16 protein-coding genes are annotated in these 16557 nt (G+C 34.2%); 9 read left to right on the forward strand and 7 right to left on the reverse strand.

The features are described from left to right. The first annotated feature begins 17 nt into the window (after positions 1 to 17). From N2201_02965 to N2201_03005, 9 genes are all read left to right on the forward strand, one after another. On the forward strand, positions 18 to 689 hold the full coding sequence (locus tag N2201_02965) for an HAD hydrolase-like protein (GenBank protein MCX7785175.1): 672 nt from the start codon (positions 18 to 20) through the stop codon (positions 687 to 689). A 1034-nt stretch (positions 690 to 1723) separates the two neighbouring features. Beyond that, a complete protein-coding gene (gene asnA / locus N2201_02970) occupies positions 1724 to 2875 on the forward strand; it encodes an aspartate--ammonia ligase (GenBank protein MCX7785176.1) in 1152 nt (383 codons plus the stop codon). A gap of 142 nt (positions 2876 to 3017) precedes the next feature. Beyond that, positions 3018 to 3518 (forward strand): asparaginase, encoded by a 501-nt coding sequence (locus N2201_02975; protein ID MCX7785177.1) that lies wholly within the window; start codon positions 3018 to 3020, stop codon positions 3516 to 3518. A 1216-nt stretch (positions 3519 to 4734) separates the two neighbouring features. Beyond that, the gene (locus N2201_02980; protein ID MCX7785178.1) at positions 4735 to 5049 is read left to right on the forward strand and encodes a DUF3467 domain-containing protein; all 315 of its coding nucleotides are present in this window, start codon (positions 4735 to 4737) and stop codon (positions 5047 to 5049) included. Positions 5050 to 5175: 126 nt separating this feature from the next. Beyond that, a complete protein-coding gene (locus N2201_02985) occupies positions 5176 to 6396 on the forward strand; it encodes a hypothetical protein (protein MCX7785179.1) in 1221 nt (406 codons plus the stop codon). Next, complete coding sequence (locus N2201_02990) at positions 6384 to 7019, forward strand: site-2 protease family protein (protein ID MCX7785180.1); 636 nt, start codon at positions 6384 to 6386, stop codon at positions 7017 to 7019. Before N2201_02985 ends, N2201_02990 begins: the two co-directional genes overlap by 13 nt. A 52-nt stretch (positions 7020 to 7071) precedes the next feature. Next, positions 7072 to 9696 carry a DNA translocase FtsK 4TM domain-containing protein gene (locus N2201_02995; protein ID MCX7785181.1) on the forward strand — a complete coding sequence of 875 codons (2625 nt, stop codon included), beginning with the start codon at positions 7072 to 7074 and terminating at the stop codon, positions 9694 to 9696. A gap of 67 nt (positions 9697 to 9763) precedes the next feature. Then, the gene (locus N2201_03000; protein ID MCX7785182.1) at positions 9764 to 10312 is read left to right on the forward strand and encodes a 4Fe-4S binding protein; all 549 of its coding nucleotides are present in this window, start codon (positions 9764 to 9766) and stop codon (positions 10310 to 10312) included. A gap of 21 nt (positions 10313 to 10333) precedes the next feature. After that, positions 10334 to 10969, forward strand: a complete 636-nt coding sequence (locus N2201_03005; protein ID MCX7785183.1) for a DUF1648 domain-containing protein — start codon at positions 10334 to 10336, stop codon at positions 10967 to 10969. Between the two features lie 94 nt (positions 10970 to 11063). On the opposite strand, the gene N2201_03010 is transcribed toward N2201_03005, so the two are convergent. The 7 genes from N2201_03010 to N2201_03040 form a co-directional block, all read right to left on the reverse strand. Continuing rightward, positions 11064 to 11564, reverse strand: coding sequence for a hypothetical protein (locus N2201_03010; protein ID MCX7785184.1), 501 nt, complete (start codon positions 11562 to 11564; stop codon positions 11064 to 11066). A 152-nt stretch (positions 11565 to 11716) separates the two neighbouring features. Continuing rightward, entirely contained in the window at positions 11717 to 11866 is a 150-nt protein-coding gene (locus N2201_03015; protein ID MCX7785185.1) for a hypothetical protein, read from the reverse strand. Positions 11867 to 12039: 173 nt separating this feature from the next. Then, entirely contained in the window at positions 12040 to 12612 is a 573-nt protein-coding gene (locus N2201_03020) for a hypothetical protein (protein ID MCX7785186.1), read from the reverse strand. A gap of 14 nt (positions 12613 to 12626) precedes the next feature. After that, positions 12627 to 13061, reverse strand: coding sequence for a tRNA (adenosine(37)-N6)-threonylcarbamoyltransferase complex ATPase subunit type 1 TsaE (gene tsaE, locus N2201_03025; protein ID MCX7785187.1), 435 nt, complete (start codon positions 13059 to 13061; stop codon positions 12627 to 12629). A gap of 66 nt (positions 13062 to 13127) precedes the next feature. Then, positions 13128 to 14321, reverse strand: a complete 1194-nt coding sequence (locus N2201_03030) for an acetyl-CoA C-acetyltransferase (protein MCX7785188.1) — start codon at positions 14319 to 14321, stop codon at positions 13128 to 13130. Between the two features lie 146 nt (positions 14322 to 14467). After that, the gene (locus N2201_03035; protein ID MCX7785189.1) at positions 14468 to 15244 is read right to left on the reverse strand and encodes an enoyl-CoA hydratase-related protein; all 777 of its coding nucleotides are present in this window, start codon (positions 15242 to 15244) and stop codon (positions 14468 to 14470) included. 1117 nt (positions 15245 to 16361) lie between these two features. Beyond that, a partial coding sequence (locus N2201_03040) for a hypothetical protein (GenBank protein ID MCX7785190.1) occupies positions 16362 to 16557 on the reverse strand: 196 nt, incomplete at its 5' end.

Raw genomic sequence — 16557 nt, forward strand, 5'->3', positions numbered from 1 at the left:
TATACCTATTATAAAATATGATTGCCCATAAAATTTTGCTTTTTGATTTAGATGGCACTCTGACCGATTCAAAGCAAGGCATAATAAATTCGATTCGCTATGCATTAAGTAAAATGAACTTAAAAGAAAACAATATAAATCTGGAAAAATTTATTGGTCCGCCTTTGGCAGAATCATTTGAAAAATATTTTGGATTGGACAATAATACTGCTCGTTATGCAGTATCAGTCTATCGTGAATACTATGCAGTGAAAGGTATCTTTGAAAATAGAGTCTATCCTGGCATACCGGAATTATTGCACAAACTAAAAGATAAGAAAAAAACTTTGGTATGTGTTACTTCCAAAGCAGGTTATTATGCTCAACAAATATTAGACCATTTTAATTTGAGTCAATATTTTACTAAATTAGTTGGCAGTAATATGGATTTAACTTGCACTCATAAGATCGAACTAATCAGACTTGCACTCTCTTATTTCCCAGAAAATTCTAATTCTGACTTTATAATGATTGGAGACAGAGCAGATGATATTATTGGTGCTAAAAAGAATAATATTAAATCGATTGGCGTATTGTATGGATATGGAACCGCTGAAGAAATCAAAGCAGAAACACCTGATTATATTGTTAAGTCAGTAAAAGAATTAAGAAGGACTTTATGCGGTTTTTCGCTTTTGTTTTTTAAGTAATGAGACTATCTCAATGCTGGTTTATCTTCAAACACTAACTTAAACGAAAATGCGAACTTGCCGAATTTTTATATTTGACCGAATTAACTCAGGAGACAAAAGATTAATTGATTCATTCGGCTATCTAATCGATGATGCGTAGGATAAATTGTGCGGCGAATAAAAGGATTATCGAAAAATCAGTCGGTTTAGCGGTTTGGTAGGTATGGCCATAGGATGCCTACCGGAATGTCTCTCGGCTTGTCTTCTGGCTTATCGACCGGCTCACCTTTAGGATAACGGAGAATGTCCACAGATTAGATAAAATACCATATTTCTAATTTTTCACAAAAGTTGATTATATCTTCAAAATAAATGACCAACAATTATTCTTATAAAAATAAATAAATAGTTTGTCTACTGTCGCTTCATTGTATATTACTTTCCGCCGGTGCCTGGTTCTTTTAACTGGTGCCTGTGCTTTTATTATACTCATAAAAATACCATATTTCCAATCAGCCACTGTTTTGTCTAATGATTTAACTTTTAGATTATCAATTAGATAACAGATAAAGTCGCGTAATTTTCTGTTTGCTAATTAAAATACACTGCTTGATAAAATTTTTAAGGGCTGTCATTTATTTGTTGTTTTCTGTATTTTAGAATTATTACCAACTATTTTAGTTAAAGGAAAATATTTTATATATTTATGACTGAGAAAAAAATAGTTTGAAGAAATAATGGGAAGGAGAGAAGTTTATCTTTAATTTAACAGAATCGCCGCACATCCAGAAAAATCCTTCTGAAAGACAAAAAGAAAAGCAACGCTAAGAACAAAAGAAAAAGAATATATTTTATATTAAATTAATTTGGTTTCGTCAAGCATCAGAAAATAGAATAAAAATTTTAACAACAGATTATTGTTATGTTAAAGTTATCTTAGACTCAATACGATGTAATATATTCAGAGGTCTCATTTAATTTTATTGACATGACGAATTCATTAAATTATAATTTTTTATTCATAAGTTTCGTTTATGAAAGGAGCAACAAAAATGAGTGATAAGAAAACTTTGGCTGAAAAGAAAAAAGCCGATTTAGCTGGTCCCGGAATCGGAGATTATAAAGAAATTGAGAAAATTCTTCCTACTGATTATAAATCACTTTTGGATGTCAAAGAAACACAATTTGCTCTGTTTAAATTAAAACGGTATATTGAAGATAATTTAAATAAAGAATTAAATCTTTTTACTGTCGAGGTGCCATTAATCGTTGATGTTAAAAGTGGCGTTAATGATATGCTTGACCGAGATGGTTCACGAACTCCGATTCAATTTCACATTTCCAATGATTATGATAAACACCCAATTGATGCTCAAATTGTCCAAGCAGCAACGAAGTGGAAGCGAATGGCATTAAAACAATTCAAGTGTAAAGTCGGCGAAGGTATAAATACTGATATGCGCGCAGTCCGAAAAGATTATTTTTTAGACCATGACCATAGTGCCTATGTTGACCAGTGGGATTGGGAAAAGGTCATCACGAAAAAAGACCGTAATCTCGATTATTTAAAAAATACAGTTAAGAAAATCTGGAAAGTTATTAAAAATGCCGAAACTTATATTCAAGAGGAATTTCCGAAATTAAAGACAAAAAAATATCCCAATTTACCTGATGAACTTACTTTTTTCCACGCTGAAGAAATTCTCGATATGTATCCCAATATGCCTCGCAAACAAAGAGAAACCGCGATATTGCAGAAATATCCGGCAATCTTTATTATAGGAATTGGTTGGATTTTAAAAGACGGCTATCCTCACGAGATGCGAGCTGCGGATTATGATGATTGGGTTACTCCTACTATTACTAAAAATGGGCAATTAATGCATGGCTTAAACGGCGATATTCTGGTCTGGAATCCTGTCACAAAACGCCGTCACGAACTATCATCAATGGGCATTAGGGTGACCAAAGAAACCTTATTAGAACAACTCAAAATTACCAATCAAATGCACCTTTTGAAATATCCCTATCATCAAGCAATAATGAAGGACGAAATTCCTTTAAGCATTGGTGGTGGAATCGGGCAATCAAGAACCTGTATGCTTCTTTTAAGAAAAGCCCATCTGGGTGAAGTGTCTGTGACAGTGTGGCCCAAGATTCTCAAAGATATTTGTGCTAAGAAAAATATCTTTGTTTTGGAATAGTCGACTTTAATATTAATAAGACGAATCTAACAAAGCACGATAAAGAGTCTTTCACTTGATAAAGCATAATCGGTAAATTGTCTTATGGTTATGACATATTAGTAATAAGATAAAGGTAATACCGGGCATTAAATTTTTTACAATGAAAATAAGAATTATTGTTACTGGTGGCACATTTGATAAAGAATATAATGAATTGACTGGCGAATTGTATTTCAAGCATACTCACATCTATGATATGCTTAAACTTGGCCGTTGTAAACTTGATATCGTTGTTGAAGAACTGATGATGATAGATAGTGCATTAATGACTGATGTTGAGCGTGACAAAATTATCAATGCGGTGAATCGAGCTAAAGAAAACCGAATTTTAATTACTCATGGCACTGACAAAATGGTTGATACTGCCCATGCTTTAGCCCACGCGGTCAAAAATAAGACCATTGTGCTAACGGGCGCAATGGTTCCTTATAGTTTTGGCAGTTCCGATGGCATGTTCAATTTAGGTTCTGCTTTAGCGTTTGTCCAAACATTACCTCCGGGAGTTTATGTTGCAATGAACGGTAAATGCTTCCACTGGCATAAAGTCAGAAAAAAGAAAGAAACTGGTTATTTTGAAGAAATAGATGAACAAACTAAATAACATTGAGAACAAATAGAGAAGATAAGAAATTATGTTTTTTTTAATGAATCGACAAACAAATTAAATAAAATAATGGAAGGGAATAAATAAGAATAAGGAATTTTTAAATGTTATATTTACTCTCAAGAAAATAGACGAAACATATTAAATAATATTACTTGACCGGGCTTAAAAACAATAATCTGAAAGAAGCAATATGATAGACTGACTAATACACTCGATGAAATTACAAAAAAAATTCCGCTTGACCTTTCTAATGGAAAACAATATATTTATTTATAAGAAATTATCTGATGGATTCATAACTTATAGAATTGGCTCGGATGGCAAAGATGACCATGGGAATCCGGAAACGGTTATCGTTTGAAAAGTTAAAATATAAAATTGACAATTAAGATATAATAAAAAATAATAGTTGTCATAATGTATATTAATAAAGACAACAATAAATCTACTAAAGCAAATTTTGCTTTTTGAATTCACCTCAAAATAAACTTACCGGTATTGAAACTCAAAATATATGTCGTTGCTATAGGTAATATTTAGATGCAAATTTTTGCACATTTTATACTAATTTTGTGTCATTAAATAGTAAGGACTACATAATTTCAGGCTCCCCAATGTTATACATAAACGTATACAAAAAAATAAGATACAGTTTTGCTATATCTCTATGAATTTCAATCTGCTAATGCTAAATTCTATTAATTGGATGGTATGACTCCCTCCACGGCTCAGAAATTCGAAAAAGTTATGTTGAGGATTTCTTAAGAGCAAGCAAGAAATAATTTTTAATTCAGGATTACGAAATACATTTTGTCAAATGCCGACTAAAATATCTTTTAATTGATGTTTTAATTAGGCTTATGGTCTACCATTTAGGTTATATCATCAGTCGTTGTTCAGAGCATAAAAAAGTAAACTATTAAGGCATACAGTCCCTCATTTTAGAGTTTACAAAAGCGCTCTTTTTTAATATTTCTCAAACTGTTTCATTTTATCAAAAAAGTTTGCAAAACTGCTCTTTTTTCATTGGTGTTATGGGCCAAGCGGTATATAGGGTCAAAAAATTGACTATTTGAAAAATTAGCAATTTATGATTAAGATTCTAAACAACAAAGAGGTTAATTCTTGACTTTAAGAAGTTTTGCTTGTATGATACAGCAAGTGAATTCCGAAAGTAAAAGCAAATATTTTAGTTAGAAAGGAGCAAATTATGGCGAATGAAGTGAAACCGCCGATTAATATTGAAATCGGTGAAAAGGAATCCGAAGGAATCTATTCTAATTTTGTGCTTATTGCCCATTCAGCATCAGAATTTATTATTGATTTCGCCCGGATGCTTCCTGGCTTACCTAAAGCCAAAGTCTTTTCGCGAATTGTGATGACACCTCAACATGCGAAGTTATTACTTAATGCCTTAGAAGAAAACATTAAAAAATATGAAGACCGATTTGGTAAGATAAAACTACTGGGTAAAGAAGAAGAGATTAAAGGTTTTGGCTTTTCTCCTACTACTGAAAAGTCATAAAATCACATAAAACCGAGAATGAACATTAATAAATACAAACTCAAAAAATATTTACTTGAGTTCAAATGAATACTTTTGATTTCAGACAGGTTTTTCTATAATTTAAATTTACTTATTTTTTAAGTAGTGAAAGAATTTAGAGAACTAAACGAACCTTTACAGTCTTTAGTAAAACAGATTGTTACTGTTTGTCAACGGTATAATGCGGAAGCATTTTTAGTTGGCGGACCACTGAGAGATTTGTTGATGAAAAAAGGAAAATCATCGCCGACAATAACAGACTTAGATATTGCGGTGACAAAATCTTATTATAATATTGGCAGAGATTTAGCAAAGAAGTTAAAAGCAAAAGTGATTCATTATCCTCAATTTATGACACTAACTCTGCAATGTCCAATGTTAAGAATTGATATTGCCCAAACGCGTAAAGAATATTACCCTCAACCGGCAGTTTTACCCCAAGTTAGTCCGGCATCAATTGAAGAAGATTTGAAACGACGCGACTTTACGATTAATGCAATGGCACTAAAACTTACTAAAAAACCGCCCTATCCGATTATTGATTTATTTAATGGCCAAAGAGATTTGAAAGCCAGCATAATTCGGATTTTGCATACTTCCAGTTTTATTGATGACCCGACTAGAATTTTCCGAGCAATACGATTTGCCGTCAGATTCAATTTCAAAATTGAGCCGATAACAAAACTCTTAATGAAAAAGGCAATTTTTGATAACCGAATTAATCTACTTTCGGGTGAACGCATCTTGTATGAGTTAAAAATGATTCTCCAAGAAAAGAAAGCAACTGAGATATTAAAGACATTACAGCAATTTAAGATAATAGAAAATGTTTTCGGAGTTCAATTACCGAAAAAGTTTTTTCAAGAAAGTCAAATTTTAGATGATTTTACGGATATTGATGCCAAGTTAAGCCATCTTTTTGCTTATTTACCGGAACCGACTTGGTCGCGCTTTCCTTTGACTTTGGAAGTAAAAAATTGTGCTAAGGCGATAAAGAATTTTTCTCAGGTAAGAAAGAGATTAGCCCGAACAAGATTGCCTAGCCAAATTTATCAAATATTATCTTCATTACCAAAACCTGCGCTAAAAATTTTATCTTTAGTTGAGAAAAAGGTGATAAGCAATAAAATTAAATTATTCCTCGAGAAATATTCTAAAATAAAGATTTATACCTCGGGTAAATTGTTACAATCAATGCAAATACCTCCAGGACCGATTTATCGAAAAATTTTGGCTGGTCTACGAACTCAGGTTTTAGACGGAAAAATTAAAGGTCAAAAACAAGAGATTGACTATATTAAAACTCTATTAAAATGTCAAATTTAACTTCAATTATTCTATCGGCACCAGCAATTCTTTTTGGATTAACAATTCATGAATATGCTCATGCCTTAATTGCCTTAAAACTTGGTGACCCAACCGCAAAATTTATGGGTCGGTTGACCTTAAATCCCTTAAAACATTTAGACCCGATTGGTACAATTAGTCTTTTTCTATTTCGACTGGGATGGGCAAAACCCGTTCCAATTAATCCCAATTACTTTAGAAATTATAAACAAGGGGTATTATTAACTTCATTAGCCGGACCAGGAGCAAATTTTATCGTTGCCGTTATTTTTGGATTGTTACTAAGAATAATCTATTTAATACCTTCTCTCTCGCCGAGTAGTTTTATCATAATTATCTTAGAAATGTTCGTATTTTTTAACCTCATTTTAGCCATCTTTAATTTAATTCCCATACCACCTCTTGACGGCTCCAAAATTCTCTATTATCTTTTACCGACAACAATGGCGGAAGAGTATGCTAAATTAGAGCGCTACGGGTTTTTTATGCTGTTAGGAATTATCGTATTAGGTCAACTAATCGGCTTTTCAATTTTTGGTATTATAATTTTACCCTTTATAAGAATATTTTCGAGTTTGATTATTGGCCATAGTATTATTTAAAAACATAAACACAATTTATGCCGTTTCTCGGTGGTGAAATAGCACTAAAATTATGAGAGCAGGTTTTAGAGCAAAAAGTGACAACTCAAAAATTAAAATAATTATAAGTGTCTTAATTGTTTTATTAATTGCCTTTATTCTAATTAGTTTAATCTCATTTCATTTTGGCCAAAAATCGCCTTCTGATAACTGGGGTGGTTTTATCGGCAGTCATCTGAGTCTAGGACTAGTCTATATGCTTGGCTATTGCGTCTATCTAATTCCAGCAATTATCTTACTTTTTACCATTAGTGAATTGGTTAAAGAAAGTTTTCGACGATTTATTCTACCAAGCATCATTTGGCTCTTGGGTATCTTTTTGTTTGCCAGCATTATTTCATTTTCAATTGGGCGGATTGGTTATACCAGTAATTATGGTGGTTTAATTGGCAGTTGGTTTGCCAAATTATTATTAAATCAATTGGGTATTTTATTGACTTATTTTATTCCACTATTTCTGCTTTATAGTTTAGTTCCCCTAATCCGTAATCCTAAAAACCGGCGAACCTATCTGCGTGAAGGTCTATTTATCTTTCTATTAATTGTGCTTGTACAAATGCTTATTGCTCGAATAAAACCAAGTGCTTATTGGTTGCCGGGAAAAATAACCGCAATTCCACTTGCTGGTAAAATAACTAATGCTTTTATTAATTGGTTTCGCTATTTGACAGGCAATTGGGGAAGTTTAATAATTATTATTGTTGCGCTTTTAATTGTAATTTTAGTTTTTACCAATGTGCCATTTGTGCATTTGATTGCCAATATCTACCATTCTATAATTAGCAGTTTTAAAAAAATAAAACCAAAGAAAAGGACCGCAGTTATTAAAGAACCAATATCAGAAAAATCGAATGTACCAGAACCTGTGGTTGAAGGAGCAGTTCAGACTGAAACCGAAACAGAAATTATAGAACCTCCTCCGACTAAAACAATCACTGATAAAAGGAAATCATTTATTGGCACAAAAGGTGTCCAAAGTGCTGTAATTGACGAACAGCAATTTCAGAATGAATTTTTAGCATCTTTGGATATTCCGCCAAGTGAAGAAGCACCGGTTGACCAGAAAACTTTAGAAGAAGGGGCTAAAGTCTTACTGGAAAAATTAAAAGAGTTCGGTATTGAAGGAAGAGTTACTGATATTCTAACTGGTCCAATGATTACCCGTTATGAATTTGAACCAGCACCAGGCATAAAGATTCAACGCATTGAGAGTTTGGCGGATGATTTAGCACTTTCGCTTAAAGCCGAAAGAATTCGTATCTTAGCACCGATTCCTGGCAAAGCAGTTGTTGGTATTGAAGTTCCCAATAAATATCGTAGAATTGTCTATTTGCGCAATATCTTAACAACTGAAGAATTTACCGCCAAGACCTCACCATTGACTTTTGCCTTAGGTGAATCGATTACCGGTGAACCTTATTGTGCCGACTTACGCGAAATGCCGCATGTTTTAATTGCCGGGACTACGGGTTCAGGTAAGAGTGTTTGTATCAATACAATGATTACTTCGATTATATTCCGCTCGTCTTATCATGATGTCAGATTTTTAGCAATTGACCCAAAACAATTGGAATTGCCCGTTTATAACTCAATACCGCATTTGCTCAGTCCAACAACTATTGACCCGAAAGTAGCAATATCAGAATTGGACAGAGTAATCAGTATAATGGAAAGTCGTTATGGAATATTTGCTGGATTAGGAGTTCGGGATATTGCTGGTTATAATTTAGTCGCACAAAAAGAAGGATTAGAAAAGAAACCGTATATTGTTGTGGTTATTGACGAACTTGCGGATTTAATGATTAGAGCCCCCACGGAAATCGAAGAAAAAATCACCCGCTTGGCACAAATGTCTCGGGCGGTCGGCATTCACTTAGTTTTAGCAACGCAAAGACCATCAGTAGATGTTATTACTGGTTTAATCAAGGCAAATTTTCCTTGTCGGATTGCATTTCAAGTGGCATCAAAGACTGATTCGCGGACAATTTTAGATATGAATGGTGCCGAGGCATTATTAGGTCGAGGCGATATGCTCTTTTTACCGCCAGGCAAAGGTGAACCACAAAGATTACATTGTGCTTATGTTTCGGCACAAGCAACCAAAAGAATCGTTGACCTTTGGACCAAAAGGTATCTTATTGAATTATTATCCGAGTATGTTTCTAACCCTCAGGAAATGGCGGAGCAAATTATTGCTAAACAAGTCGTCGATGTTCTAATTGACCGAGAAAAAGCATCAATTAAAAGAAAACAGCAGGATTTTTACTCAGTTGTTCCCGAAGATATTGCAGAAAAACTTTGGGCTCGCGAGTATCATCAAAAACTCTCTGAAGAAATTGATATGCCACACAGTAAAAAAACAGAAAGACCTGGAGCCGAACGCGAAGTTGATGAACTTTTAGCCGAAGCGGCCAAAATTGTCTTTCGACATCGCGAAGCATCAGTTTCAATGCTTCAAAGAAGACTTGATATTGGCTGGGCAAGAGCCGGACGGATTATTGACCAGTTAGAACAATTGGGCGTTGTCGGTCCTTATGTTGGTTCTAAATCCCGTAAGGTCTTAATTGACACTGAAGAAGATTTACAAAAACTGCTTGGCACTTTGACACACAAACCTTTAAGTGAAAATAAGACTTAATTAAAATATAGACGATGCGTTTTTCTGCATTATTATTCATAACATCGATGACATAAAGGAGACCATAGTGTCCGAAGAAAAAATACCGATTCATTATGTCTGCACGCATAATGAAGCAAAAGAATTAATTGAAAAGCATAATCAGTTCTGGGTTTCTAACTGTGGATGTCGAGAAAGTAATGAAAAAGGATGCCAGCGTTCCCGAATTGATGTCTGTCTATTTTGGGACCCAAATGATCCTGGTAGTGGCTCTAACAAAAAGGAAGTTAACATTGCTTTTGTTCACAACATTATGAAAGAGGCACATACCAAACAACTCGTAACACGACCATTTCGCAATGAGACAAGAACTGACACTGCCGGTATTTGCTTTTGCTGTGAGGATTGTTGTGCTTATTTTGTATCACCAGGTAAATATGCTTGCGACAAAGGAAAATACATTGAAAAAACCGATATGGAACAATGCACGCATTGTGGCGAATGCGAATCAGTCTGTTATTTCAAAGCCAGAAAGATGATTAATGGAAAACTTGTCATTGACCCAAATGCCTGTTATGGTTGCGGATTATGTGTTGCCGTTTGTCCAACAGAATGTATAAAAATGATTTTAAGATAAGTAACAAAAAGAGTTACGACAATGAGAAAAAGTGAAATAATCGTATTGCTGATTTTTCTTTTAAGTTTAGCCATTAGTATCTATTTCTATCCGAAATTACCAGACAAAATTCCGTCGCACTGGAACATACAAGGAGAAGTTGATGGTTATATGAGCAAATTCGAAGGATTATTCTTGATGCCGATTGTTTTATTAGTAATGTTCCTTCTTTTCATTATAATCCCTAAAATTGACCCGTTAAAATCTAATATTGAAAAGTTCCGAAAATACTTTGATGGATTTATTATTCTGCTCTTCTTATTTATGCTTTCTCTCCAAATATTTATAATTTTTTGGTCGCTGGGAACAAAAATAAGACCCCAAATATTATTTCCGATTGGATTAGGGGTTCTATTCTTCTATATTGGTTTTCTTTTGGAAAATGCCCAACGAAATTGGTTTATTGGTATTAGAACTCCTTGGACATTAAGCAGTGATTCGGTATGGGATAAGACCCATAAATTAGGTGGAAAATTATTCAAGATAATCGGCATTATTGCATTAATTGGTATTATCTTTAGTAAATACGCATTCTGGTTTGTCATTGTCCCAGTAATTATCACAAGTCTCTATTTGTTCATCTTTTCTTATATTAAATACCGAGCGGAGAATAGATAGTTTAATAATATACATTTTCAGTTATATTAGATATTTGTTTTCTTAACGCAAGAGACTATATTATGATGTTTTGGAAAAAGAACGAGAAATACATTTATTCTTTTTCCGTGTATTCACTCCATTGTTCAGCGAGAATATCTCTTCTTGGTTTATACACGGTTTCATAAAAATATCGCATTGACATCAATACACCTCTATCATATTCTTGGCAAATCTTTACTGCTTCTTTCCAGGCTTTATTAAATGCTTTACCAAACCGATGGGCGATTTGTTTTTCGAAGTTTTCTGGAGTTTGCACTTCGTTACCGATTGTAAATAGTCTTTTTCCTTCTAACTCTACAGCATACGCCATTTCATCGCCGAGACGATAAATGCCGAATGTCTTTTGCAGTTGCTCAATCTTTTTCGGCGCCAAATGTAGTTTGAATTTTGGAGGTTTTATTGGACCTGGCTTTGGTTTGAAACCTCTTTTGGCGGCAGCATAAAATATTGCCCGATTGAGCCCCCAACTCTTTGCAGTATCAAGTGGCTCGCCTAAAACATAAGCCCTTGCGGCTTGTAATAGTGCCATCACCTGAAATCTACCTACCGGCATTTTATTTATTATAGCTTAGTGTCTTTGGTTAGTGCATTTTTAAATGTTTTGGCAGTGCTTTAGAGGTTGTGGTTGCTTTAGTAACCGCATCAACTTTAAGTGATTAGAGTCGTTTGATTCGTTCAAGGATTGCCTCAGCTATTTTTGCATATTTAAGGTTGCAGTTTTATTACGGCTTTGAAATTTTCAATTTCGTGATTTTTAACTGTTAGTTCTATTTCAAATGTAAAATTTCTGTAAGCAAAATCACCATTATAAACTCCAGCCGGTATCTGACTATGGTTAATGTCTGTGAATTGCATCTGCTGTACAACTAAATATTGGTCGCAAAGTCGCAAATTAGAAAATTACAGTTGCAGTTATTAAAATTGATAAACTAATAGCAATTCCGATTAAGATTCTTTTTAGCATTACATTATCTTATAATAATAGATTTGAAAACCAATTTGTTTGAATTTTACCTTAGCCATTCGTATCATTGCCATTTAATTTTTCGCCAACTCAATGTTGTTAATGGTGCATCTGTGCCAACTTGATATTGGGAATTCAATTCTTTTAAGACAATTCCTTCCTGTCCTAATTTTACCGTTTGTTCTATATTGCCTTTGAAATCTTTATATTCAATTAAACTCAAAGGTGGCCTTAATGGTAGTTGTTTAAGTATTCGTTTTCGTGCTTTTAATGGTAAATTACCGATAAATTTATTTTTATAATAAATAATATCAAACACATATATTATCGGTTTTGCTTTGGGTTTCTTAGCAAATAATGATGGGATAAATCTTCGTCCGTGAGAAGAAAAGAGTTCACAATCTAAAAGAGAACCATTAGGAACATCGAGCAATGCCTTATTTAAGAAAGATAATTTATTTGACCAGTTAGGTCTTTTCTCTAATCGTCGGCCCCAACATTCAATGCGACCATTAGAATATTTTATTATCTGCATGCGCCAACCATCAATCTTTGGTTCGATTATCCACTGACCTTTAAGTTTCTCACCAAAATAAGGTATTGGTTGCATCAGCCAAATTGGACCGGATAAGTTCATATATCTTAAGATAATTAATCGGATTTCGCACTAAATCTGTTAATTCTTATTTTTCGTTTGTTTTCTCCTAAAACCTCCAATGTAACTTTTGTGATATTTTGGGGCAATTCGCTTTCTGCCTTTTCTGCCCATTCAATCAGACAAATACCATTACCATATAAATAATCATCTAAACCAATGCTTAATATTTCCTCAAGATTTTTTGTGCGATATAAATCAATATGATAAATTGGCAATCGGCCTTGATATTCATTAATCATAATAAATGAGGGGCTTTTAACAATATCTTGTTCTTTAACCCCTAAGCCAAGACAGATTCCTTTAATCATCGTCGTCTTGCCACTGCCTAATTCACCATAAAAAGCGATTATATCACCGGGTTTAAGTAATGTTCCAATATTCTTGCCAAGTTCAATTGTTTCTTCAGATGATTCGGTTATGTATTCCATATCAAACCCACAGAGGCACAGGGTATCAAATTGATTCTCTGTGCCTCCAATTCTTTGTGGTATTTTTTACACCATCTCTACTGCCATTGCAACTGCTTCGCCGCCACCTAAACAAATCGCAGCAAGGCCTTTTTTTAGATTACGGTCTTTTAAGGCATGTAATAGTGTTACAACGATTCTGGCTCCTGAAGCCCCAATGGGATGTCCTAACGCTACTGCACCACCATTAACATTGAGCTTTTGGGTATCGATACCGAGTTCTTTAACATCTGCCAGTACTTGCGAACTGAACGCTTCGTTTATTTCAATTAAATCAAAGTAATTAACATCAACATTCAATTGTTTTAAGATGCGCTGGACTGCTTTAACTGGCGCATAAAAGAGCATTTTCGGTTCAACACTACCAGTAGCATAAGCCGTAATTTTAGCAAGCGGTTTGATGCCTTTTTTATCTGCAATTTCTTTAGACATTACCACCAATGCAGCAGCACCATCATTGATACTCGAAGCGTTGCCTGCAGTAATGGTTCCATTATCTTTTTTGAATACTGGCTTTAATTTAGCCAAGGATTCCATTGTCGTATCAGCGCGTGGTCCTTCATCTGTGTCAATTACAATCGGTTCGCCTTTTTTCTGTTGAATCACTACAGGCACAATTTCGGCTTTGAACTTACCATTTTTAATGGCCTCAACTGCTTTACGGTGGCTATGATAAGCCCATTCATCTTGCATTTCTCGTGTGATACCTGAGTTCTCCGCAGTAAATTCACCAAGCATTCCCATATGAACATTTTCAAATGCACACCAGATACCATCATAAATCATTCCATCAACAAGTTTCACATCTCCCATCTTATTTCCATTGCGTAATTGGTGTAGATAATATGGTACATTAGACATTGATTCTTGACCACCAGCGATAACGATTTTAGCGTCACCGGCTTTAATTTGCTGAGCGGCTAAAACAATCGCAATCATTCCTGAACCGCATACTTTATTAACTGTTAATGCTGGAATTTCAGGTGATAGGCCGGCTTTAATTTGAGATTGGCGCGCAGGAGCTTGTCCTAAGCCAGCAGGACAAACGTGTCCCATAATCACACCGTCAATATCATCAGAAGTGATTTGAGCTCTTTTTACGGCTTCTTTAATGGCAATTCCGCCCAATTCGGCTGCGGATAAACTGGCAAGGCCACCTAAAAACCTACCTACTGGTGTTCTTGCTGCTGAGGCGATTACAATTTCTGTTGTATTTGTCATAATTTACTCCTTTCTCAAAAATATCTAATTACAGAGGTTATTGAGTTCGGCAGAGAAAAAATATTTCTTTTCTCCGCAGTCCTTATATCCTCTGACTGATTCGTTCATTTTTTATTAAAATCCATTTCAAAGATGAATGTAACTTTCTATTTCATCCAACTTGCTTTTCTTTTTTCTAAAAATGCACTCATTCCTTCTTTGGGTTCACCTGTGGAAAAACATAATGCAAAAGTTTCGATTTCCAGTTCTTTAGCCGTTTCCAAATTAGCATCCAGCCCTCGATTAATAATTGTTTTTGTCATTCTAATTGCTAATGGTCCTTTGTTCATAATCTTTTTTGCCATCTCTTTTGCAGATTCAATCAATTTTTCTGCTGGCACCACTTTATTAGCAAGACCAATTCGGTATGCTTCTTGTGCATCAATCATATCACCGGTATAGATTAGTTCTTTTGCAATACCGGCACCACATAATCGTGCTAACCGCTGAGTGCCACCAAACCCAGGAATGATACCAAGATTAACTTCAGGTTGACCAATCTTAGCGTTTTCGGAAAGAATTCTAATGTCACAGGCAAGTGCAATTTCACAACCTCCACCTAAGGCAAACCCATTAATCGCCGCAATTACTGGTTTCTCAATATTCTCCAGTTTACTAAGAACTCGATGGCCATTTTGGGCAAATGTCCTTGCTTCAACACTGGTAAAATTGCGCATTTCCGATATATCAGCCCCGGCAACAAATGCCTTGCCTTCGCCAGTTAGAATAATAACGCTAACATCAGAATTAACAGCAAGGATATCTAATGTGTGTTCTAATTCCAAAATGGTTTCGGTATTAAGTGCATTCAAAACTTGCGGCCGATTAAATTTAATAATAGCAATATTATCTTCGATTGTTACCAAAAGATTCTTATTATTCATTATGCCTCCTTGCTTTGACAATATCCTATATTATTTACATTTAAATCCATTAGTCTATTATAGAAAAATCATATCAATAGTCAATCTTTTTGAATTATCATATGAAAAATGCGTTGCAATATTATGTATTAAATATTCCCAGTAAATAAACACATCATGTAAACTCCTACTCGTAGCGTTGTTTTAGAGTTTAATAATGTTAATTCCTAATTTTAAGATAATCCGTAGATAATATAAATTCCTAACTCATAGCATTTTGGGAGATAATGTTAATCTCTAATTTTATCGCTTTTTATGTTCAATTTTATTCTGAGCCTTTATGACCTGTGCCTTTTCGTAATTTTCAACATTATTAAGCAATTTGTCTGGTATGAGATATTGTTCCTATTTGTGAAATAAGAACTCGTAAAAAGTACCATAAAAACCATGCGCTGCGTATACGCTCGTTTCGAGCCGGTATCAATTCAATCAGTGTATTCAAGAATACGAGAATGACTTTTTAATTTTCTGCTCAATAACTTATCAATAAGAACAAGGAAAACACTAATAACTATTAATGACTTATAACTTAAAGTCGTCAAGTGCGATAACTAACTTAAAGATAATTTTGTTAGGTAACAAGTCAAAAAATTATAATAAACAACTTTACTGAATCCAAAACAAAAATAGCGCTATTTTATTTTCTCTTAAGGAATAATTGCTGTCTGCAATAATTACTTGAGTATCGGCATAATTGGTAGGATATTACAATTCAGTCTTGATGACCTAATCCGCTTGCTAATAGAATGGCTATTTTGTTAACTTTTTCGCATCTTATTACCTTAATTACCTTAAATTTATATACCTGACCAACTTGTTAAAAGAGATGCTCTAAGACTACTGACAAGGCAACTTTTTACTCATCAATATTGTTTTCCTTTTCACTATCTCAATTAGAAAGATAATTGTGAAAGGAACTTTTCCCCATAATTATAATTAATAGTGATTAGTTGATAATTTTCAATAGGTTAGATAAAAATAGTGTTTGATTTTTATTCTGTTTGCAAGTAGAAACGACAAGGCATAATTGGAGAGTGTAATCTTTTGCATAGGCTGTCCTGCTGTTTTAGAGATATTGTCAATGTTTGCGAAAATTCTGGTAAATTAAAGATAACGATATTCTTTTTCTTCCGTTTTTAAATGTTCTGTCCCGCTGTTTTTTTGATAGACAGTCACTATAACCAACCCAATTAAAATTTCGCTTTAACCACAGGCTTAACTGACATTCTCGGTCACCTAATAGGTAAGCCGGTCGGCAAGCCAGGGGGCAGGCC

It is taken from the genome of candidate division WOR-3 bacterium (assembly GCA_026418155.1).
Taxonomy (GTDB): domain Bacteria; phylum Hydrothermota; class Tepidihabitantia; order Tepidihabitantales; family CAIPLT01; genus JAOABV01.